This window comes from Streptosporangium sp. G11 (genome assembly GCF_051192615.1).
Taxonomy (GTDB): domain Bacteria; phylum Actinomycetota; class Actinomycetes; order Streptosporangiales; family Streptosporangiaceae; genus Streptosporangium.
Genome location: NZ_JBPJUQ010000001.1, coordinates 423,481 through 444,127, shown reverse-complemented (window position 1 = coordinate 444,127; position 20,647 = coordinate 423,481). Strand labels below are relative to the sequence as shown.

13 protein-coding genes are annotated in these 20,647 nt (G+C 71.6%); 6 read left to right on the top strand and 7 right to left on the bottom strand.

The genetic code is table 11. The annotated features are described in order from the left end of the window. Positions 1–80 precede the first annotated feature (80 nt). Positions 81–1,472 carry a hypothetical protein gene (locus tag ACSDR0_RS02080; protein WP_435286973.1) on the top strand — a complete coding sequence of 464 codons (1,392 nt, stop codon included), beginning with the start codon at positions 81–83 and terminating at the stop codon, positions 1,470–1,472. A 20-nt stretch (positions 1,473–1,492) separates the two neighbouring features. Here the strand turns inward: ACSDR0_RS02080 and ACSDR0_RS02075 are convergent, their stop codons facing one another. Next, on the bottom strand, positions 1,493–2,146 hold the full coding sequence (locus ACSDR0_RS02075; protein ID WP_435286972.1) for a hypothetical protein: 654 nt from the start codon (positions 2,144–2,146) through the stop codon (positions 1,493–1,495). Between the two features lie 398 nt (positions 2,147–2,544). On the opposite strand from ACSDR0_RS02075, the gene ACSDR0_RS02070 reads away from it, so the two are divergent. Both ACSDR0_RS02070 and ACSDR0_RS02065 read left to right on the top strand, forming a co-directional pair. Next, a complete protein-coding gene (locus ACSDR0_RS02070; protein WP_435286971.1) occupies positions 2,545–3,912 on the top strand; it encodes a carotenoid oxygenase family protein in 1,368 nt (455 codons plus the stop codon). A gap of 235 nt (positions 3,913–4,147) precedes the next feature. Further along, entirely contained in the window at positions 4,148–5,086 is a 939-nt protein-coding gene (locus ACSDR0_RS02065) for a hypothetical protein (RefSeq protein WP_435286970.1), read from the top strand. 30 nt (positions 5,087–5,116) lie between these two features. On the opposite strand, the gene ACSDR0_RS02060 is transcribed toward ACSDR0_RS02065, so the two are convergent. Beyond that, a complete protein-coding gene (locus ACSDR0_RS02060) occupies positions 5,117–6,244 on the bottom strand; it encodes a pectinesterase family protein (protein WP_435286969.1) in 1,128 nt (375 codons plus the stop codon). Between the two features lie 764 nt (positions 6,245–7,008). On the opposite strand from ACSDR0_RS02060, the gene fusA reads away from it, so the two are divergent. From fusA to ACSDR0_RS02045, 3 genes are all read left to right on the top strand, one after another. Then, positions 7,009–9,114: an elongation factor G gene (fusA, locus tag ACSDR0_RS02055; RefSeq protein WP_435286968.1), complete on the top strand. Its 2,106-nt coding sequence runs from the start codon at positions 7,009–7,011 to the stop codon at positions 9,112–9,114. A 347-nt stretch (positions 9,115–9,461) separates the two neighbouring features. Then, on the top strand, positions 9,462–9,860 hold the full coding sequence (locus ACSDR0_RS02050; protein ID WP_435286967.1) for a DUF4259 domain-containing protein: 399 nt from the start codon (positions 9,462–9,464) through the stop codon (positions 9,858–9,860). Between the two features lie 16 nt (positions 9,861–9,876). Further along, positions 9,877–10,503, top strand: a complete 627-nt coding sequence (locus tag ACSDR0_RS02045; protein WP_435286966.1) for a hypothetical protein — start codon at positions 9,877–9,879, stop codon at positions 10,501–10,503. Between the two features lie 240 nt (positions 10,504–10,743). On the opposite strand, the gene ACSDR0_RS02040 is transcribed toward ACSDR0_RS02045, so the two are convergent. The 5 genes from ACSDR0_RS02040 to ACSDR0_RS02020 form a co-directional block, all read right to left on the bottom strand. Next, on the bottom strand, positions 10,744–13,635 hold the full coding sequence (locus ACSDR0_RS02040; protein ID WP_435286965.1) for an NHLP bacteriocin export ABC transporter permease/ATPase subunit: 2,892 nt from the start codon (positions 13,633–13,635) through the stop codon (positions 10,744–10,746). Positions 13,636–13,696: 61 nt separating this feature from the next. Beyond that, positions 13,697–15,931, bottom strand: a complete 2,235-nt coding sequence (locus tag ACSDR0_RS02035) for an NHLP family bacteriocin export ABC transporter peptidase/permease/ATPase subunit (RefSeq protein ID WP_435286964.1) — start codon at positions 15,929–15,931, stop codon at positions 13,697–13,699. 15 nt (positions 15,932–15,946) lie between these two features. Next, positions 15,947–16,759 carry an HlyD family efflux transporter periplasmic adaptor subunit gene (locus ACSDR0_RS02030; RefSeq protein WP_435286963.1) on the bottom strand — a complete coding sequence of 271 codons (813 nt, stop codon included), beginning with the start codon at positions 16,757–16,759 and terminating at the stop codon, positions 15,947–15,949. A gap of 102 nt (positions 16,760–16,861) precedes the next feature. Further along, on the bottom strand, positions 16,862–18,223 hold the full coding sequence (locus ACSDR0_RS02025; RefSeq protein WP_435286962.1) for a SagB family peptide dehydrogenase: 1,362 nt from the start codon (positions 18,221–18,223) through the stop codon (positions 16,862–16,864). Positions 18,224–18,237: 14 nt separating this feature from the next. After that, positions 18,238–20,481, bottom strand: coding sequence for a TOMM precursor leader peptide-binding protein (locus ACSDR0_RS02020; protein ID WP_435286961.1), 2,244 nt, complete (start codon positions 20,479–20,481; stop codon positions 18,238–18,240). Positions 20,482–20,647 lie beyond the last annotated feature (166 nt).

The following is a 20,647-nucleotide window of genomic DNA, read 5'->3' as shown; positions in this document are numbered from 1 at the left end:
CACCCCGCAAGCCCTGCCCCGACATCACCGGCCAGGGTTCGCTGCCGCCTGCCCACTAACGCACCGATTTTCGAGCCAGGGTGGCTTACGTCCTGTCCAACGTCTTCCTGCCCGTGTGGCTGGCCCGGTCCTCCCACGATCTCGCCGGCCCGTGCGCGGAGGACGTACGGCGGGCAAGGCCGGTTCCGGTCAAGGTGCCGTTAGGAGGGTGGCCGCTGCCCGTCACCGCGGTCGTGCTGCCGCTGTTCCCGGTGGCCGCCAACCTCGTTCACGGCATGCCGTTCTGGATCGGGCCGAGAGGGGTGGTCGAGTCCGCCGTCCGCGCGCACCTGACGCAGTTGTGGTTGTGCTTCGACCTCCTCGTCGGGGTCGGTGGCCTCGGTCTCCTCGTCCTGGTCGCGGTGACACGAAGAACCCACCGCTTCGTGTGGGTGACGGTGTGCGTCCTGCTCGTCGCCGCCGTGGTCGGGGTCGTCACCGCGGCCACGACCCGGGAAACCGGGTCCTACACCGCCGCCGAGCTGTCGAACAACAACGGATTCGCCTTCCTGTTCGTGGGCTCGCGGACGTATCCCGACTGGATGTTCCACCCCGTCGAGGAAGGCGGCGCCTTCGCCTTCGGTGTCTCGCCGCTGTGGCACAGCGCGGCCTTCGTCGCGTCCGCGCTCATCCTGATCTCCCTGTACGGGCGGGGCCAGGCCCGGCGCTCGCCGTACCGGGTGGTCGCGGCGTGCCTCGCGTCGGTCGCGGTGCTCTGCCTGCTCCCGGTGGTCGACCAGGCGCGCGGCCCGGTGACCACGGCGGGCGACTGCGCGCCGTCCGAGCCCGGCGTCGACATGCGTACCCTGGACGCCACCCTCGCTGGGATCTGCCCGCCCGCCGCCGCGGACGTCAAGGCGGGAAGTGACGCGGAGGAACGCGAGACGTTGGAGCGGGCGGTCGAGGAGCAGCGCAAATGCGATGAGGCGCCCCGGCACCACCCCCTGATCAGACCGGTGTCGCTGTCGAGGCACCGGGAACCGCTGTGGGCGGAACGCGGGATCCTGGAGGTGTACGAGGAGACCGAGGACGCAGGTGATCCCTTCGCGGACGGCCTGCTCGACCTCACGCAGGAGAACGGGCTGGTGGCGGCGCTCCCCGGCCATCTGATGATCAGGGTCCACCCCGACCTGGCGAGTTGCGTCACGACCGAGACGTACACCCGCCGCCCGCCCGTGGAGACCGGGGGATGGCACCACGTCGTCGAGGTCGGCTACGACAGCCCGGGTGGTGAGATCAAGCTCAGAGACCCGATGGACAGATCCGACCTGCCCGATCTCGCCGTCCGCGGCAGGGGCGACTACCGGATCCGCGTTCACCACGCCTGGCTCCCATGGAAGGGCGACAGGTACGCCGGTCAGCGGCTGCTGATCATGGCGTACCCGGGGCGCGGGGACGACGTCGTCGTCCACCGCGCGCGGACCAAGCCGTGACCGGCTCGCCGGTGTGTTTCTCATTCGGCCGGTACGGCCGGGATCCCTTCGGTCGTGACGGCCTGGTTCAGGATCACGTTCTCCACGCTGGGCTGGATGTTGTCCTGGTCGAGCCCGATGCGGCCGTCGTTGTTCTGGGAGTCCAGGGTCACGCTCACGGGCTGTGAGGTGAGCTGGTAGCTGACCCAGTCGGTGCCCTCTCCGCCGAGGTAGAAGACCCGGCTCGTGGCCGGGGCCGTGCCCCCGTAGTAGGCGTCGGAGCCGGTGCCACCGTCGACGTAGCTCGACAGGGGAACGTCGATCACGATGGAGTCGCTGCCGTCGCCGAGCAGCGCGACGATCGCTCCGACCCCGTCCGAGGTGCAGCTCACCCTGGTGGTGTCCACCTGCGTGCAGCCGTCTCCCGCGCTGATGGGCACCGCGTCATGCACCATGATCTTGGTGCCGCTCTTGTAGAAGCGGACGCGGTTGGCCTCTCCCGCTCCGGCGATGTGACTGATGACGTTCTGGTTGACCCGGACCTCGGCTCCGGCGGCGGCGTGGCCGGCGGAGGGGATGGCGACGACCGCGGCGGACGCGAGGCCGGCCAGCAGGGAGAGGTGGAGTGCTCTGCGCGTTGTCCTGTTCCCTCGCATCGTGTGAGGTCCCTTACCGGGATCGATGTCGGTGGGCATGTCAAATCCTTTTCATCTCGCAGGGGTGCCGATTTTGGCACCGCGTTCGAAGATAGGAAGAAAAGGAAAGGGGATCCCGGTAAAAGCCGTTAGAAAAAACATGCGCTTTTACCTGGACGCGTCCCCGGACGGTGTGCGGGAGCCCGCCGGAGCATGAGGCACCCCCTGTCCATCCTCTCGTCAAGAGAACGGGACTCGTCCTGCCCGATGCCGCTGCCAGGTCCACGCTCACAAGCCTGAAGAAGGCCGCCGAGGGTGCCAGGCCGGTGACGCGGTCCGTGCTGGGCGCGTCCGGCGGCTGACGGGAAGGTGGTCGCCCCCCGTCAGCGGCCGGTACGCGGGCCGTGAGCCGTCTCGGCGAAGGTCGGTCACATCAATCCCACCAAAGGACGTTCGTCATGAATCCTTATCTGGAAGGCCCCTTCGCGCCGGTGAAGGAAGAGGTCACCGCGTACGACCTGCCCGTGTCCGGGCGCATTCCGGCGGAGCTCAACGGGCGGTTGCTGCGCAACGGGCCCAACCCGTTGAACATCGAGGATCCGGTGGCCCACCACTGGATGCTCGGCGAGGGCATGATCCACGGTATCCGGCTCCGTGACGGCCGCGCCGAGTGGTACCGCAACCGGTGGGTGCGCTCGGCCGGGGTGACCGACCAGCTCGGGGAGCCGCGCCGCCCCGGCCTGACCGGTGCCCTCGACCCGGCCATGGACTTCGCCCCGAACACGCACGTGATCCGGCACGCCGGCCGTACGCTCGCACTGATCGAGGCGGGGCCGCAGCCGTACGAGCTGGACGACGAGCTCGGCACCGTCGGGCCGTACGACTTCGGCGGGACCCTCGACGGCGCGTTCACCGCGCACACCAAGCTCGACCCGGTCAGCGGCGAGCTGCACGCCGTCACGTACTTCCCGCTGTGGGACCACGTCCGGCACCTGGTGATCGACGGGACCGGTACGACGATCCGAACCACCAGGATCCCCGTCCCGGACGCCCCGATGATGCACGACTTCGCGCTCACCGAACGGTACGTCGTACTGATCGACCAGCCGGTGACGTTCAGCATGGAAGCGGCGCAGGCCGGGGAGAAAGTGCCCTACCTCTGGAACGAGGCGCATCGGACGCGGGTCGGGGTCATGCCGCGCGACGGGAGGGACGGGGGCATGGTCCGGTGGATCGACATCGAGCCGTGCTACGTCGCCCACACCCTCAACGCCTACGACGAGGGCTCCACCGTGGTCCTCGACCTCGTCAGGTATCCGCGGATGGACGTCCGCACCAACACCGCCGAACCGGCCGTGCTGGAACGCTGGACGATCGACCCGGTGGCGGGGACGATGCGCCGGCGGACGATCGACGACCGCCCGCAGGAGTTCCCCCGCGTCAACGAGGGCGTCCTGTCGCGCCGCCACCGGTACGGCTACGCCGCCGTCATCGGGGAGATGAACGAGGTCGCCATGCCTCCGGTGGACGGGCCGCTCCCCGACGAGGCGTTCGACAACGCGCTGATCAAGCACGACTACGACCGGGGCGTCGCCGAGGTGCACCGTTTCGGACGCGGCGCCACCGTGGGCGAGGGCGTCTTCGCCGCCGCGGGGCCCGGCGAGGACGACGGCTACGTCCTGGCCTACGTCCATGACCCGGACCGCGACGCGGCGGACCTGGTGATCCTCTCCGCGCGGGACTTCACCGGCGAGCCCGTAGCACGGGTCCACCTGCCGGTGCGGGTGCCGCTCGGCTTCCATGGGAGCTGGCTTCCCGACCTGTGACGGGCGAGGCCGGTCGGTGGCGGATGGAGTACCCCCGCGAAAGCGTGCCGGTCCAGGGAGAACGGCACATTCGCTCTGTGGCTCATCGTGCAGAACGTTCTTCTGTTCCCGCGTAGGTTCTGCCGGGTGCCCGTCACCGGGGCTGTCCACGGGGGTGGATCCGGGGCGGCGGCACGAGACCACAGACAGGGCGGCGCCGACGCGCGACGCCCACGATCGGGAAAGAGACATCGCAATGCGTACGAGAACGGTCATGGCCGCGTCCGGCGGCCACGGGGGGACGACCCGGGACACCATCACCCGCCGCGGCGGGCGCGGGCCGCTGCGCGCGGCCACCGCGGCGGGGGCCGCCGCACTGGTCCTGGCGGGGGTGGCGGGAGTGCCGGCCACCGCGTCGGCGTCGTCGGCAGGCGCATCGGGGGCGTCGGCGGCGGCCATGGACGTCACCACCTACCAGGCGGCGGCCGAGATCGCCGACAACCTCAACAGCATGAGCTGGCCGGGGCAGGCCTCCTACAACACCTACCTCACCGGCAGCCAGAGCACGTCCGTGGTGTGGGGCACGCCCGGTTCGCCGACCACCTACTTCAACCGGAGCAAGTGCGCCAGCTTCGTGACGAAGGTGATCAAGCGGGTGTTGCCCGGGGCCACCGACCAGTACCTGACCGACAACTTCGGGTCGATCAGCCCGACGGCGGCGCAGTATCACGACACCTTCACCAACGGCGCCGAGTACTTCACCACCAGCGCCAACTCCGGCCTGGACCAGCTCACCGAGATCGGGGCCGGGGTGATCATCGCGATCAAGTACAACAGCGCGTCTCCCGGCACCGGTGACTCCACCGGCCACGTGATGATCGTGGCCGGCGACCCCGTCCCGCACAACAGGGACGGCAACACCTCCACCGTGGAGTGGGCGGTCCCGGTGGTCGACACCACCAGCAACCCGCACGGGGTGGCGGTCACCTCGGCGAGCTCGCCGTACCAGAACTTCCGCGACTCCCGTGCGGTCGGCGCGACCGAGTACCCGGGGGTGGGGCGCGGCTGGATCTTCATCCGCACCGACGCGGCGAACCGCCCGCAGGGGCACTGGTGGGGCGTCAACGAGAACGTCACGACCGGCTACCACGGTGTGGCCGACCGCCCGATCTCCTTCGGCTGGATCGGCTACTGATCTCGCGCCCATCGTGCGGGCCGTACCGGCCTATCTCGGCGGTCTCCAGTCGCCGAGGTGGGTGCGGACGGTCCGCTCGGCCGCCTGCTCGGAGGTCAGCTGCGGCCTGTTCTCCGGAACGGGGATCGCCGCTCCGGGACCGGAATTGCGGTACTCGCCGAACCTGGCCTCCTGCCAGGGATAGCCGGAGCTCATGTTCACGTACGGCGCGGTGGTGTCGATCACGGGGCCGATCCAGGTCTCGCGCACGGTCAGCATCGGGACGGCGGTCGGGTCGCTGCTCGGCCGCCAGGGGCGGGCGAGGCCGTAGGCGCCGTCGGGAGACTCGCCGGTGACGCGGCACCTGGTCGCCAGGTAGCCGTGCGGGTTCGCGACGGCGGTGCTCGGCGCGAACACGAAACCGTAGGGCCGAAACGCCACGTCGCGTGCCAGGGTGTGCAGCTCGCACCGGTCGAAGACCGCGGTCGCGCGGCCGAAGACGAAGTCGACGTCACCTTCGACGTAACAGCGCCGGTAGTACTGCCGGGCGAAGGAGGCCAGGCTGAGGGTGTCGGCGTACAGCGTGTCCTGATGGCCGAGGAAGCGGCACGCCTCGAAGGCGGAACGGTCGCCCATGACCTTCACGGCGACGGCCTGCGTCGCGGTGATCTCCGGGTGGTCGGCGCGCAGCCAGTCGTTGGCGAAGGTCACGCGCGTCGCCGTGAACCCGTCGGCCTGGATCGTGGTGGTGGCGCTGCCACTCGTCCCGTACGTGCCGCCGCCGGGCCTGGCCGTCCCGGCGGCGTTGTCGAAGACGATGACGACGTCACGGGCGTCACGGGTGGCGCCGACGAAGGCCAGGCCGGTCTTGGCCTGGGTCACCAGGACCGTCTCGCGGTAGGTCCCGGCCGCGATCACCAGGGTCCAGCCCCGCTCGGGAGCGTCCGGTGTCGCGTTGACGGCCGCCTGGACGGTCGTGTGGTCGCCCCGGCCCTGGGAGTCGACGTACAGCGTGCGCTCGTCCCGCCTGCGCCGCGGTGATCCGTACGGCCCGAAGGGGTGCCGGGTGGCGGCGCCGGCCGGCGTTCCGACGGCGGGGACGAGCGCGAGGCCGAGGGCCGCGGCGGCGGCTCCGGCCAGCGTCCGGCGCCGGCCGAACAGTGGACTCTCGGGCGACATGACCACACTCCCGTGTTCACATATGTGAGAAGTTCCCCTTACAAGAACATCCGGAAGTTAAATAAATCAGACAGTGATGTCAATAGCGGAAATTTGCCGCCAATAGTGAAATATCGGGATTGGTTTGTTTGTGCGCGTGTGACGACCGGCATCGCTTCGGGAGGAACGACCCCGGGCGCGGCATCCACCGCGTGGGGCATGAAACTTTCAGAGAACCGGGCGTCGGACCTGCGGAAGCCGTCGCGCCGACGGCGAACATCCGGCCGGTCGAAGCCGGGTCTAGTCACGGTGAACCGGATTGAGCCGGTCGAAGCCGGGTCGAGTCACGTCGAACCGGATTGAGCCTGTCAAAGCCGGGTTGAGTCACGTCGAACCGGATCGAGCCTGTCGAGTCCGGGGCGCCGCCGGAGGGAAAAACCGGTTTCCCGCCCATGCCGGTCTCAGTACACTCGCCACTGATCACGCGCTGCCGCGACACCGCGGCGCGCGCCATGACCAGTGAGGGGAGCATGCCGTGCGCCATCGCGCCGCCGTGGTCATTCCCCCGTCACGCTACGACGTGATCCTGGTGTCTTCGTTGGTGCCCGGTGCAGGCCGCGCGGCCGGCACCGACCTACCGTGACGAACGTCTGACCCCTGCCCGTCCGATGGGGCATGTCCCCATGTGGTCGTGCCGCGTCAGGGGTCTCTTCGCGACCTGACCTCGGGTCGCCTCGTCCGGAATCGCGCCGTCCTGTCCGGATCATTCCGAAGGGCCGTGGGCCATGCGCACCGACCTGCACCGTCATATCACCGACTCGCTGACCGGCGTCCGCAACCTGGGCATCCTCGCTCACGTCGACGCGGGCAAGACCACCGTCACCGAACGGATCCTGTACGTCACCGGCGCCACCTACAAGCGTGGCGAGGTGCACGACGGGACGACCGTCACCGACTTCGACTCCCAGGAGCGTGACCGTGGGATCACCATCTTCGCCGCGGCGGTGAGCTGCGCCTGGGACGGCCACCGGATCCATCTGATCGACACCCCCGGCCACGTCGACTTCTCCGACGAGGTGGAGCGCTCGCTGCGGGTGCTCGACGGCGCGATCGCGGTGTTCGACGCCGTCGCGGGCGTCGAACCGCAGAGCGAGTCGGTCTGGCGGCAGGCCGACCGGCACGGGGTGCCGCGGATCGCCTTCGTCAACAAGCTCGACCGCGCCGGTGCCGACCTCGACGCGGCGGTCGCGTCGATCCGCGAGCGGTTGCGCGTGGTCCCGCTGGTGGTCCAGCTGCCGATCGGGCGGGAGGACGGGTTCACCGGGGTGGTGGACCTGCTGCGCATGCGCTCGCTGGTCTGGGCCGGCGGCCGCGACACGTTCGAGGAGGGGCCGGTGCCGGACGCCCTGCGGGAGGAGGCGCACCGGCGCCGCCGGCTGCTCGAGGAGGCGGTGGCCGAACTGCACCCGATCGCGCTGGAGGAGTTCTGCGCGGAGTCGGAGATCTCCGCGCAGACCCTCGCCGCCGCGCTGCGCGACCTGACCCGTACGGGTGAGGGCGTGGTGGTGCTGTGCGGCTCGGCCTACCGCGATCGCGGGATCGAGCCGCTGCTGGACGCCGTCGTGGCCTACCTGCCCTCGCCGCTGGACGTGCCCGCGGTGCGCGGCATCCAGGACGGCGCGGTGCGGGAGCGGGCCGCCGACCCGGCGGCGCCGTTCGCCGGGCTGGTGTTCAAGGTGAACTCGACCGCCACCGGGCGGCTGGCCTACCTGCGCGTTTACTCGGGGACGATCCGGAAGGGGGACACGGTGCTGGACGCGGGCGTACGGCGTACCGAGCGGATCGGCCGGATCCTGCGGGTACAGGCCGACCGGAACACGGAGGTGGACCTGGCGGTGGCCGGGGACATCGTCGCGGTGGTCGGGCTGAAGGCGGCCCGTACCGGGGCCACCCTGTGCGCACCCGAGGCGCCGCTGGTCCTCGAACCGCCGGCCGTGGCCGATCCGGTGGTCTCCGTCGCGGTCGAGGCCCGCAGGAGCGTCGACGCCGGCCGGTTGGCGTCGGCGTTGGCGCGGCTGGTCGAGGAGGATCCCTCGCTGGCGGTCCGGACCGACCCCGAGACCGGTCAGACGCTGCTGTCGGGGATGGGCGAGCTGCACCTGGAGGTCGCGGTGGAGAGGATCCGTCGTACCCACGGCCTGGACGTGGGCGTCGGGCGGCCGCAGGTGGCCTACCGGGAGACGGTCGGGCGCGGGGTGTCCGGCTTGCTGTACCGGCACGTCAAGCAGGACGGCGGTGCCGGTCAGTTCGCCCACGTCGTCCTCGACGTGGAGCCGCTGGAGACCGTCCCGGACGCCGCCGGTGGCGACGCCGGTGAGGCGGGCTTCGCGTTCCGCTCGACCGTCGTCGGCGGGCGGGTGCCGAGGGAGTACGTCCGGGCGGTGGAGGCCGGTTGCCGGGACGCTCTGGCCGAGGGGCCCCTCGGAGGGCATCCGGTGACCGGCCTGCGGGTCACGCTGACCGACGGGGCCACCCATCCCAAGGACTCCTCGGAGATGGCGTTCCGCACGGCCGGCCGGTTCGCGCTGCGGGAGGCGCTGCGGGCCAGCGCGATGGTGCTGCTGGAACCGGTGGTCGAGGTCACGGCCACCGTGCCCGACGACGCCGCGGGCGGGGTGCTGGGCGATCTGTCGGCACGGCGCGGCCGGGTCTCGGGCTCGACCGCGCGGGCGGGAACGGTGGTGATCACCGCGACCGTGCCGCTGGCCGAGTTGTTCGGCTACGCGACCCGGCTGCGGAGCCGGACCCAGGGCCGGGGGACCTTCACCACCCGGGCCACCGGTTACGCCCCGGTGCCGGGCGCGGTGTCCGACGGGACGCCGCCTCGGTAGAAGCCGGTGATGGCCCCGCCCGCGGGCGGGGCCATCAATCGGCCGCCCTCCCGCCGCGACCACTCCCGCGCGGGATTTCCCCAACCGCTCCTGGGCCGGGGATCCCCGGCCACTCCCAGGCCGGAGACCCCTGACCGCTTCTACGCGGGGAGATCTCCAGCCGCTCCCGCGCAGGAAATCCCAGCCGCTTCCGCGTTGGAGACCCCCGAACAGGCTCAAAGCCGCGGTACGGCATGCCGGGCTATGCTGCCTCACTCCACCGATGATCGACCGGCAGGGACGGTGAAATGTCGCAGGCGGCCCCTACCATCCGGTCAACCGATCAAAAGGGCAGGCGGGAGACCGATATGGGCGCGTGGGACATGGGGCCGTTCGACAACGACGGGGCTCTCGACCATCTGGGAAACCTCGACGGCGCCAAGGGTATGGCGGACCTGCTCGCCACGGCGATGCGGGAGATCCTCGACGACGGCGAATACGTGGAGGGGCCGGAGATGAGCGGGGCCGTGGCGGTGGCCTGCCTGGTCGGCGCCCGCGTGATCGGCGCCGAGCCGGACGCCGTCGCCGCCCGGTGGCTGGAGCACAACCCCTTCGAGCCGTCCGCCGAACTCCGCGACCTCGCCCGCGCCACCATCGACAGGGCGACCCGCCCCGACGACAACGAGCTGTACGAACTGTGGGAGGACTCCGGATCCCTGGACGCATGGCTCACGGCCCTCACCCCCTATCGCCGGGCCCTGGCCTGACCTTCTGAGGAGCAGCGTGGCCGATCAGCGGGAAGCGCCGAGGCAGGGCGCGGGTGCCGGAGGGAAACGCGGGGGCCTCGCCTGGGCGGTGACCGAGGTGGCCGCTCCCCAGTACGTCGTGATCGCGCTGCCGCCCGTGGCCGGGCTGCTCGCCCACGGATGGGCGGGCGCGCTGTGGGGTCTGCTGGCGGCGGCACTGTGCGCGGGCGTGCCCGTGGGGGTGATCGCGGTCGGGGTGCGGCGGGGCCGCCTGGACTCGATGCACCTGGTCGACCGGAGATCCCGCACGGGGCCGATGCTCGTCGGCCTGGTCACCGTGGTGGCCGGCCTGGTGCTGCTCGTCCTGCTGGACGCGCCGGCCATCGTGACGGCGACGGCGGCGGTGATGCTCGGCTGGGTCCTGGTCCTGGGCTCGATCACTCTGAAGTGGAAGATCTCCTTCCATACGGGGGTGGCCGCCGGGGCGGCGGTCGTGCTGGCGCACGTGCTGCCCGCCGCCGCGACGCTCGCGGTGGGCGCGGCCCTCGTCGGCCTGATCGGGTGGGCCCGGGTACGCGTCTCCCACCACACGCCCGCCCAGGCCGTCGCGGGCGCGGCGGCCGGAGCGGGCGTGGCGTGGGCGGTGCTCGCGCTGGTGCTCTGACCGCGTTCGGGCAAGGTGCCGAGGACACCCGACGACACCTGCCCGTACGTCCTCTCCGGCGCCGTCCTCCGGTCGGGAGCCCCGGAGGACGGCCGGGTTCCGGGCGCGTCCGTCGGCCGCGAGGCCCGGCGGGTGGCCGGGTTCCGGGCGCCTCCTCCGGTCAGGAGAGCCGGCGGGTGGCCGGTTCCCGGGTGCGCCCGCCGGTCAGCAGGGTCGGCGGGCGGCCCGGTGCGCCCGCGGTCAGGAGAGCTGGCGGGTGGCCAGGCGGGCGAAGAGCCCGTCCCGGTCGGCGAGGAGGTCGTCGTAGGTGCCCTGCTGGACGATCCGCCCCTCGTCCATGACCACGATGCGGTCGGCGGCCACCACCGTGGAGAGACGGTGGGCGATCACCACCCGGGTGGCGTTGAGGCGGCGGGTGCTCTCGGCGACGCGGCTTTGGGAGGGGTTGTCCAGTGCGCTGGTGGCCTCGTCGAAGAACACGATGCGGGGCCGGGCGACCAGCGCACGGGCGATCATGAGGCGCTGCCGCTGCCCGCCGGAGAGCGTGCTGGTGCCCTCGGAGAGCACCGTGTGCATGCCCATCGGCATCGCCCTGATGTCGTCGGCGAGCCCGGCCATCTCGGCCGCCGCCCAGGCGTCGTCCACGGTGTGGATGCTGCTGCCGACGATGTTGGCCTGGATGCTGCCCGCCTGCAGCGCGCCGTTCTGGAGCACCACCCCGCACTGGCGGCGTACCGCGGAGACGTCGAGTTCGGCGAGGTCCTGGCCGTCGTAGAGGACGGTGCCCGACAGCGGGGTCTCGAAGCCGAGCAGCAGTCGCAGCACCGTGGACTTGCCGCTGCCCGAGGGGCCGACCAGGGCCACGAACTCGCCGGGCTCGATCGAGAGGGCGACGCCGTCGAGGGTGAGCGGCCCGTCCTGGCCGTAGCGGAACGACACCCTGCTGAGCGCGAGCCGTCCCGACAGGTCACCGGGGTCGGCCTTGGTACCGTCGGTCTCCGGCCGGGCCTCCAGGATCGGCCGAAGGTTCTCCAGCATCGGCACGACGCCCATCGCGGTGACGGCTGCGGCGGTGAACTGGAGGCTGGAGGCCAGCAGCAGGCTGAGCGCGGTGAAGAACGGCAGGAAGGTGGCGACCGGGATCTGGCCCGCCATCGGCCCGGCCACTACCGCGAACACGACCGCCGTGCAGACCAGCGGGAATCCGGCGTTGAACGTGGTCACCGCGTTCTGGATGCGGCGGGCCGAGGCGGTCAGCGAGCGGCCCCTGGTGACCTCGCGCGTCCACTCGGCGAACGCCCGTTCCTCGGCGGCGGCGGCCCGCAGCTTCGGCATCGCGGTGAGCATCTGGAAGACCCGGGCCGACATGGTCCGCTCGTGCTCGTAGGACTGCCGCTGCCAGCGGAGCTGCATCCGCCCCGCGACGATGGCGAACCCGAGCCCGAACAGCATGAGCGCCGTGGCGACCAGGGCCAGGCGCACGTCGTAGAAGTAGACCAGGACGAGGTTGGCCGATCCGGTGAGCAGGCCCAGCGTGGCCGTGGTCAGCATCCCGGAGAGCATCTCCTGCGCCGAGCTGATGCCCAGCACCGTGGTGCCCAGCTCGCCGGTCGAGTAGCGGGCGAAGAAGCCGGCGGGCAGGGAGAGCAGCCGGGTCCACAGGCCCGACTGCAGGGCCGAGGTGGTGCGGCTCTCGACCCGGAGCACCGCGATGTTCTGCACCACCGACAGGGCCGCGATCACGAACCCGGAGCCGATCACCAGCAGGGAGCCCTGGACGATGAGGTCGAGTTCGGCCCGGACGGTGAACACGCCGAGCACCTTGCCCGTCATGATCGGGACGAGCAGCCCGAGCAGGGCGACCAGCACCCCCATGGCGGCGAACCGCAGCAGGTCACGGTGGTTGCCGCCGTCGAGGAGTCCCAGGCGAAGCAGCGCGCCGACGGTCTTGACCGAGGCGGGCAGCGGCCGGTACAGCACGTGTGCCCGCTTCTCCAGGCCGTGGGCGACGGCCGCGGTGACCGGGGTGAGCACGCCGTCGTCCACCATGACGTAGCTGTGGCCCATGGTCAGCAGCGCCACGGGACGGCCCGCGGAGGTGCTGCCCACCATGGGCCCCAGGTCTTGCTTCCACCACGGGCCGTCCAGCCGGACCATCCGGGTCCGTACGCCGGAGGCCAGCGCGATCGCCTGCAGGTCGCCCATCGGGCGGTCCTGGCCGCCGTGCCGTACCGGCGGCCGGACCTCGAAGCCCAGGTGCGCCGCGACCAGCCGGGCCGCGGCCAGGGCGGGCGGGTCGTTCGCCACGTCGGCCAGCTTGACCTGGACCTCGGTGTCGCGCAGTACGGCGTCGAAGCTCCGTACGGCCTGCGTCAGCACGGTGCTCTCGCGCTCGCGCAGGCCGGCCAGCGCGGCGCGTTCCTCCTCGCGCTGGCGTTCGAGGCGTTCGTCGACGGTGGCGAGCAGGCGGACGGCGTGGGCGGCCAGGAACTCGCAGAGCAGGCCCTCGTCGAAGACCGAGTGCAGCGAGCGGGTCCGCAGCCGGGTCCTGGTGCGGGCGATGAGCCAGTCCCGCTCGGTCAGGCAGATGTCGCTGCCCGCGCCCAGCATCAGGCCGTCGCTGTTGCCGACCCCCACCTCGCCCTCCTCGACGCGCACGCAGCGCACGCCGTCGACCGACCGCATGGTACGGCCCGCGTCCAGCTCGGCGGTCCCGTTGACGGGCAGCGGGACGAACTGGCGGGGCGGCAGGGTGGCGGGCAGCGCCTCGGCCAGCAGCTCGATGCCGCGGCCGAGCCCCTTGACCAGCCAGGCGACGGTCTCGGAGGGCAGGTCGTGCAGCATCGCGACCAGGACGTCGGCCAGCACGGCGCCGGGCACCGGGCGGGCCACGATCACGTGGCGCGGGCCCGGCGGCACTCCGCAGGCCAGTATCGTGCCAGCCTCGGCCCGGCCCAGGAAGTTCCAGCGCCCGTCCAGCTCGCCGTCGGCGGTCCGGACCGCGAACAGGTCCACCGTGCCCGACTCGACCAGCAGCATCCGCCCGGGGTTGTCGAGGATCATGAATCGGTCGGTGCCGAGGTCCATCGGGGTGGCGACCCCGGCGAGCGCGGCGACCGCGGCGGGGTTCACAGTCCTCCTCCGGTGTTGAACAGCCCGGCTTTTTCGGCTGCTTTCGCCGACACGTTCAGGTTCACAGCCCTCCTCCGGTGTTGAACAGCCGCGTGTAGATGCCGTCGGCGGCGAGCAGCTCCTCGTGGCTGCCGCGCTCGGCGACCCGGCCGCGATCCAGGACGATGATCTCGTCGGCGTCGCGGATGGTGGACAGCCGGTGGGCCATCAGCAGGCAGGCGCAGCCGCGGCGGCGCAGGTTGTCCATGATGACGCGTTCCGTCTCCGGGTCCAGGGCGCTGGTGGCCTCGTCGAGGATGAGCAGGGTCGGTTCCGCTGCCAGGGCGCGGGCCAGTTCGAGCCGCTGCCGCTGGCCGCCGCTGAAGTTGCGGCCGTCCTCGCGGACGAACGAGTTGATCCCGCCGGGGCGGGCCAGCACGGCGTCGTAGACGGCGGCGTCGCGCAGCGCGGCGAGCACCACCTCGTCGGAGACGGCCTCGTCCCACAGGGTCAGGTTGTCGCGTACGGTCCCGGCGAACAGCACGATGTCCTGGTCGACGTAGGCCATCGAGCTGGCGAGCACGGCGCGCGGGATCTCGTCCAGCGGGTGGCCGTCGAGCAGGATCTGGCCGGAGCGCGGTTCGTACAGGCCGGTCAGCAGGCGGCCCAGGGTGGATTTCCCGCTGCCGGAGCCGCCCACGATCGCGACCCGGCTGCCCGGTGTCATGCTCAGCGAGAGGTCCTTGATGATGGGGTCGGTGAGCGGGCCGTACCCGAAGGTGACGTCGCGCAGTTCGAGGTGGCCCTCCATGCGGGTGCCGAGTTCCGTCTCGTCGCCGGTGCGCTCGAAGCAGCGGGCGATCGGGTGCCGTTCCACGTCGTGGATGCGCTTGGCGTCGGCGCTGAGATCCTGCAGCCGGCCGCCGAGGTTGGTGAGCTGGGTGACCGGCCTGCTGAGCGCGGCCAGCAGGGTCTGGAAGGAGATCAGGATGCCGACGCTGAGCACGCCCTCCACCACCCGCAGCCCGCCGATCAGCAGCATCAGGCCGGTGTTCACGGTGGCCAGCAGGGGCGGGACGACGACCAGCACCGCGGTGGGCACGCCGAGCCGCTGCTGCGCGGAGACGACCTTGGCCAGGAAGCCCGCCCAGCGGGTGAAGGCATCGGGCTCCGCGCCGGTGGCCTTGACCGTCTCGATCATGCTGAGCGTGGCGAAGGTGGTGCCGGTGAGGTTGCCGCGGTCGGTACGGAGCGCGGTGACCGCGTCCTTGCGCGCCCGGGCGACCCAGCGCAGCACCAGGATGTTCAGCGCCGCCATGCCGACGCCGATGACGCCGAGCAGCACGTCGTAGCGGACCAGCAGGGCGGCGTAGAACACCACCAGCGCCATGTTGATCACGGTCAGCGCGAGGTCGCGGGAGAGGATCTCGGCCACGGTGTCGTTGGTGGAGATCCGCTTGGCGACCTCGGCCGGGCGGCGCTGCAGGAAGAACTCGATGGGCAGCCGCAGCAGGTGCCGGAAGAAGCGGGCGGAGCCGACCAGTCCGACCCTGATCTCCAGACGTAACAGGTAGTACTGCTGCACCGAGGTCAGCACGAAGACGGCCGCCGCGGTGAACGCCATGACGATCAGCAGCGGTGGCAGGACGCCGGGGGAGTTGCCGCTCAGCACCCGGTCGATGAACACCCGGTAGTAGGCGGGCCCCGCGATGCCGGGCAGGAGCAGCAGCACGCTGGCCAGCAGCACCAGCGGCAGGGCGCGCCCGGACGGCAGCCGCCACTGGAGCAGTGCCTTGCTGAGCTTGGCGCGCTCGCCACCCGGCTTGAAGTCGGGCCCCGGCTCGAAGGTCAGCATGATGCCGGTGAAGCCGGAGTCGAACTCCGACCACTCCATCAACCGGGGGCCCGACGACGGGTCGTTGACCGCGACCATGGTGCGGCCGAACCGGGTCACCAGCCCCTCGACCACGATGAAGTGCTGGAACGCCCAGAAGATGATCACCGGTCCGGTCTGGTCGCGCAGCAGCTCGGCCTCGACCTGGAAGCCCTTGGCGATCATTCCGTAGGAGCGCGCCGCCGCGAGCATCGAGGACGCCTTGGACCCATCCCTGGACACCCCGCACCGGCCGCGCAGGTCCTCGAGCGGGACGTGCTTGCCGTAGTGGCCCAGGACCATCGCCAGCGCGGCGGCGCCGCACTCGACCGCCTCCATCTGGATCACGGTCGGTACCCGGTGGCGGTTGTTCCTCCGGGGGCGCGGGGCCTGCGGCTGTTTCTTGGACGCGGGTCTGGCGGGTTTCACTGTCGTGTTCGTCATCGGTACCTCCTCCGCTCAGCGCCCGAGCACCAGGTCGAACGGCGTCTGCTCGCCCAGATGGATGGAGGCCGACACGGTCACCTGGGAGTCGAGGCGCACGGGCGGGCCCTGCGCGGTCGACCAGGTGTACCCCGAGTGCGTGCCCGGTTTGGGGATCAGGTCCACGATGATCATCAGGGGTGCCTGGACGGCGGCGTACCTCTTGGCGGCCAGCTCGCCGCCCACCAGCCCGGCCAGCGCCTCACCGGTCAGGGGATAGCGGCTGACCGAGGTGACCGTGCCGCGCAGCAGCCCGAAGGCCGCGGCGGGCGCGGTGGACACCTCCAGGTCGACCGGGCGGCCGGGGGTGATCCACGCGGCCCGGTCGGCGGGTACGAACACCATGGCGACCAGGCGGTCGTCGGGCAGGTCGGTCCGCTCGACCGTGGCGACCGTGGTGCCGACGGCGACGACCTGGCCGTCGTTGATCGTGGTGCCGACCACCTGGCCGGTGAACGGGCTCGCCACCTCCCGGGTCTTGCCGTCGGCCTCCTGCAGCTCCGCGACGGACTGGCCGACGATCACCCGGTCGCCGGGGCGGACCAGCACGCGGCGGGCCAGGCCGGAGTAGTGGCTCTGGATGCGGGCGGTGCCGCCCGGGTGGGTGAGGACACCCGGGGCGGCGACCGAGATGCGCAGCTCGGAGGCGAACGCCCAGACCAGCCCGCCCGTCATCACGATCATCACGACGAAGACCGCGATCCAGCCCCGGGGGGTGGCCAGCAGGGTGGGGGAGTCCAGCTCGTCGGGTTCGCGCATCCGTTGCAGCGCCTGGTAGCGGAATCTCATCGGGCTCTACCCCTCTGTCCGGGGCCGGGAGCGGAATCTCATCGGGCTCTGCCCCTCTGTCCGGTGGCGGGGACGAGGCCGGGAGCGGAATCTCATCGCGGTCTACTCCCCCGTCCGGGGCCGGGAGCCGAGGACGAGTTCCCCGACGGTGCCCTCCAGGAGCGGGTCGCGTCCCGAGGCGGTGGCGAAGGCCGCGGCGTCCCCGCCGCCCAGGCCGCACACGGCCAGGTCCATCGCGGTGGCCACCAGGTAGAGGGTCTGGTAGAGCACGCCCACGTGCTTGAGCACCAGCGGGTAGGCGACGGTCTCGTACTTCCACATCACCCGGCCGAACCGGGCCGCCACCAGCAGCACCACCTGCGGGTCCGCCTCCATCATGGCGGCGTTCCGCGCCTCCCTGACCAGCGCGCCGGTGGCCTTGCCCGGTTCGGCGACGAGTTCCAGCTCGTGCCGGTCGGTCGCGTAGTGCCACAGCCCGGCCGGCAGTCCCTCGCACGCGGAGACCAGCGGGTAGACCTCCAGCTCGTGGACGGCCCCGCCGCTCGGGTACGGCCGGCTGGCCAGCCGCTGGCCGTCGCTGCCCGTCATGGTGCCCCGCCTGCGCAGGCTCCGGTAGAGCAGCTCGCCGAGCTGGGCGAGGGTGATCGGTGCCTCCTGGTCGTGGGCGCGGATCGAGGTGCGCCGTTCGAGCACCTCGGTGAACGACGGCTCCCTGGCCGCGATCTCGTCCAGGTCGGGCACCGGCAGCGCGACCGTCCGGATGCCCGAGGGCGGCGGGGAGACCGGCTCCGGGGGGAAGCGATCGCCGAGGGGATAGGTCCCGCCGTACCCGGCGGCCGTGGCCGGGAGGCGGGTACGGGAGTGGAAGGCCAGGTCGCCGGGGTGCCACTGCGCGTGGGAGCGCTCGGTCACCTCCGGGTCCTCGTCCGGGCCGCCGGGGGCGAGCAGGCCGGCCGTGGCCAGCAGCCGCAGCAGCGGGGCGGGCGTCCCGGTGTTCCAGGTCGCCAGCTCGCCGAGCAGCCCGGCGGCCTCCGGCGTCAGCTCGACGGCCAGGTGGCGGCCGGGCGCCCGGAGGGTCGGCGTGCCGTCCACCACCCGCGCCTCGGCGAAGCGCGACAGCCGTACGGGTCCGGCCGGAGCCGCCGCGAGCAGCGTTGAGCCCCGGCCTACGGGACAGAGCCTGGCCGTGACGGCGCCGTCCACCTGGACGGCGTGCTCGACCATCCCGGAGTTGTTCAGCCCGCGGAACAGCATGTGCCAGCGCAGCAGCCCCGCCTCGCCGTCCGCGGTGGTCACCGCGGCGGCGAGGGTGGTGTCGTCGTGGTCGCCCTCGGCGAGCATCTTCAGTGCCGTGCCCTGTCCCTGCGACAGGTTTCTCAGTTCGAGGACCGTGGTGGCGAGCTGGATCCGCTCGCCGGAGAACGACGCGCCCCGGCGGAGCCGGGAGACGATGATGGGGTTCATGGGGACCGTCCGTCTCAGAAGAACACGTTCCAGGAGTTGATCTCGTCCTGGGGGGTCGGGCGGTCGAGCCAGCCGAGCCGTACCGGCGCGTCGTAGAGGCGGCCGGGGGCCAGGCGGCGCCAGAAGTGCCGCAGGCCGGGCGCCATCACCTTGACGACGTTCAGCTCCAGGTCGGGGCGGGTCTGGTCGAGGACGATCACCTCGGAGCCGGCCGCCTCGATCGAGTTCACGCACCGGCGTACGCACTCGGCCAGGTCGGTGGGGGCGGGCGGGCCGACGGTGACGGGCGGCTGATCCGGGTCCGGCAGCAGCCAGGGCTCCCCGTCGAGCCTGGCCCCCTTGCACCAGGCCAGCATCTCCGGGTCGTCCACGCGGTAGAGCGTGTTTCCCTCCTCGTCACGCCGTTCCACACTGGGCAGGAACTGGTTGAGCTCGGTGAGCGCGCGGAACGCCGCGATGCGCGGGTCGGGGTGGCTGCCGAAGCCGACCATGATGTCCTCGACCTCGTGGCGGCGCCGGGAGACCGCGGCGTACACCGGGATGCCCACGTCGGTGGTGAGGTCGAGCATCCACAGGTCACGGTCCATGCCGTCGTAGAAGTCCCGCAGCTCGCCGACGTAGGGGTCGTCCAGCGAGTCGAGGTCGAAGGCGGGGCGGCGCAGCCGGTTGTACCACCACAGCGCCACCGAGTCGCGTTCGACCAGCTCGCAGATGCCCTGCAGGATGGCCTCCTCCAGGGTGTTGCCCGCGGCGCTGCCGTTGGAGTCGGCGATGCAGAAGAAGTGGCCGTAGAGGTCGGGGTGGCCGTACCAGGCGTAGGCGGCCGGGACCAGCCGTTCCTCGTCCCGGGTCAGCGACCAGGCCCGTGACCAGTCGAACGGCACGGTCTCCGGGAACGAGTCGGGCACCTGCTGCAGCCGGTGCGCCGGGTCGGCGTTCCACTCCGTGCGCCCGGCCCGCTGCTCGTCGGAGAAGAGCAGCATCCGGTCCGGGTGCACGGCCGTCGCCGGGTCCAGGTCGGCGTACGCGGCCCGGATGACCGGCTCGTCCCCCCGCCAGACCCCCGAGTACCGTTCGATCGCCTCGCAGACCGCGCTGACCTTCGCCTGGATCTCCGAGCGCCCCTTGCCGCCGCTCTGGCCGCGCAGGTTGCGGCGGAGCAGGTCCATGCTGTCGTTGACCATGGCGAAGTTGTGGCCGGCGGCGTAGCTGAAGGTGAGGCCGGTGGGATCGCCGCCGATCGAGATCAGCTTGGTGATCGCGCCGAGGTGCGGGCTGATGTGCCGCTCCAGCCGGGCGAACGTCTCCTGCGGCTGGTCGACCCGGTAACCGCCGTCGGTGACGTGGTTGGCCTGCCGCGGGGTGAGCACGATCTTGGGGTCGTCGTCGGGCGGCGTGCCGCACGACGGGCACTGCGGCTGGCGGACCAGCACGTGCCTGCTGGTCTCCATGGTCGCCAGGTCGAGGGCGACCATCTGGCCGCAGAGCGCGCCCGGCTCACCGGTCGCCACGATCCTGGCGACCTCGGCCGCCAGCATCCCGGCCAGCGCCAGCGGCCCCGCCGCGATCTGCGCGCGCACCGGGTGCAGCGGCGTCCGCTCGCCTCGCTTGCCGGCGAGGTAGCGCTCCAGCTGGCGGTTGCCGCTGAGCCGCTGCGCCAGGCACGACCAGCAGCCCGTGTGGTCGGGATCGAGGAAGGGGCCGAGCCACGGGCTGACGCCGCCCGGCTTGGCCAGCAGCCAGGGCAGGCCGGAGGCCAGCTGCAGCGCGTTGCGGCCTTCCAGGGCCGGGTCGAGGTAGTCGTCGACGAGTACGACCGACACCCCCTCGGCGGGCACCTCGCCGATCGCGCCGGTGCCCACCTTCAGTCCCAGCTCGATCAGGGCGTTCACGACCGGGGTGGCGTCCACCCCCTCGGCGGCCGAGACGGTGACCGGCGTGCCCTTCGTGACGGCCGCCGGGTCGATGCCCAGCGCGTCCCAGTACGCCAGCACCTTCTCCGGCAGGTCCGGCCGGCCCTCCGCGAGGTGCCCCGCCGCCTCGTAGCGGCGCAGCGTGGTCAGCACCGTGGTGAACGGGACGCTGCCGGACAACTCCTGGACGATCTCGCTCACGGTCCTGCGACCGTCGAGGTAGGGCAGCACCGCCGCGGCGGCCTTCCCCGGCACGAGGAAGTCCTTTCCCTCCGCGAACAGGAAGACCCTGGATCCGCCCACGACCTCGACATGGAAATGAGCCTTCAGCCGTGGACTCTCCATCGCCATCCGCCTTTTTTATATCAAGCTCTCGACACCCTCTTCATTGCGGATTTAAACACGAGGGGGGCCGGATGGTGAATGCGCAAAAAATTGTACGCATCGTCCGGGCGATACTTAAGGTGCGGCCGCGGCCGCCTCAGTATCGTCGCGGCCGACGGCGGCGGCA

What these genes read in the sequence shown, in the direction of transcription:
- ACSDR0_RS02070 (WP_435286971.1), top strand. Translation starts at nt 2,545, where the DNA reads ATGAATCCTTATCTGGAAGGCCCCTTCGCGCCGGTGAAGGAAGAGGTC.
- ACSDR0_RS02065 (WP_435286970.1), top strand. Translation starts at nt 4,148, where the DNA reads ATGCGTACGAGAACGGTCATGGCCGCGTCCGGCGGCCACGGGGGGACG.
- ACSDR0_RS02030 (WP_435286963.1), bottom strand. Translation starts at nt 16,759, where the DNA reads ATGAGATTCCGCTACCAGGCGCTGCAACGGATGCGCGAACCCGACGAG.
- ACSDR0_RS02060 (WP_435286969.1), bottom strand. Translation starts at nt 6,244, where the DNA reads ATGTCGCCCGAGAGTCCACTGTTCGGCCGGCGCCGGACGCTGGCCGGA.
- ACSDR0_RS02035 (WP_435286964.1), bottom strand. Translation starts at nt 15,931, where the DNA reads ATGACGAACACGACAGTGAAACCCGCCAGACCCGCGTCCAAGAAACAG.
- fusA (WP_435286968.1), top strand. Translation starts at nt 7,009, where the DNA reads ATGCGCACCGACCTGCACCGTCATATCACCGACTCGCTGACCGGCGTC.
- ACSDR0_RS02075 (WP_435286972.1), bottom strand. Translation starts at nt 2,146, where the DNA reads ATGCCCACCGACATCGATCCCGGTAAGGGACCTCACACGATGCGAGGG.
- ACSDR0_RS02020 (WP_435286961.1), bottom strand. Translation starts at nt 20,481, where the DNA reads ATGGAGAGTCCACGGCTGAAGGCTCATTTCCATGTCGAGGTCGTGGGC.
- ACSDR0_RS02050 (WP_435286967.1), top strand. Translation starts at nt 9,462, where the DNA reads ATGGGCGCGTGGGACATGGGGCCGTTCGACAACGACGGGGCTCTCGAC.
- ACSDR0_RS02025 (WP_435286962.1), bottom strand. Translation starts at nt 18,223, where the DNA reads ATGAACCCCATCATCGTCTCCCGGCTCCGCCGGGGCGCGTCGTTCTCC.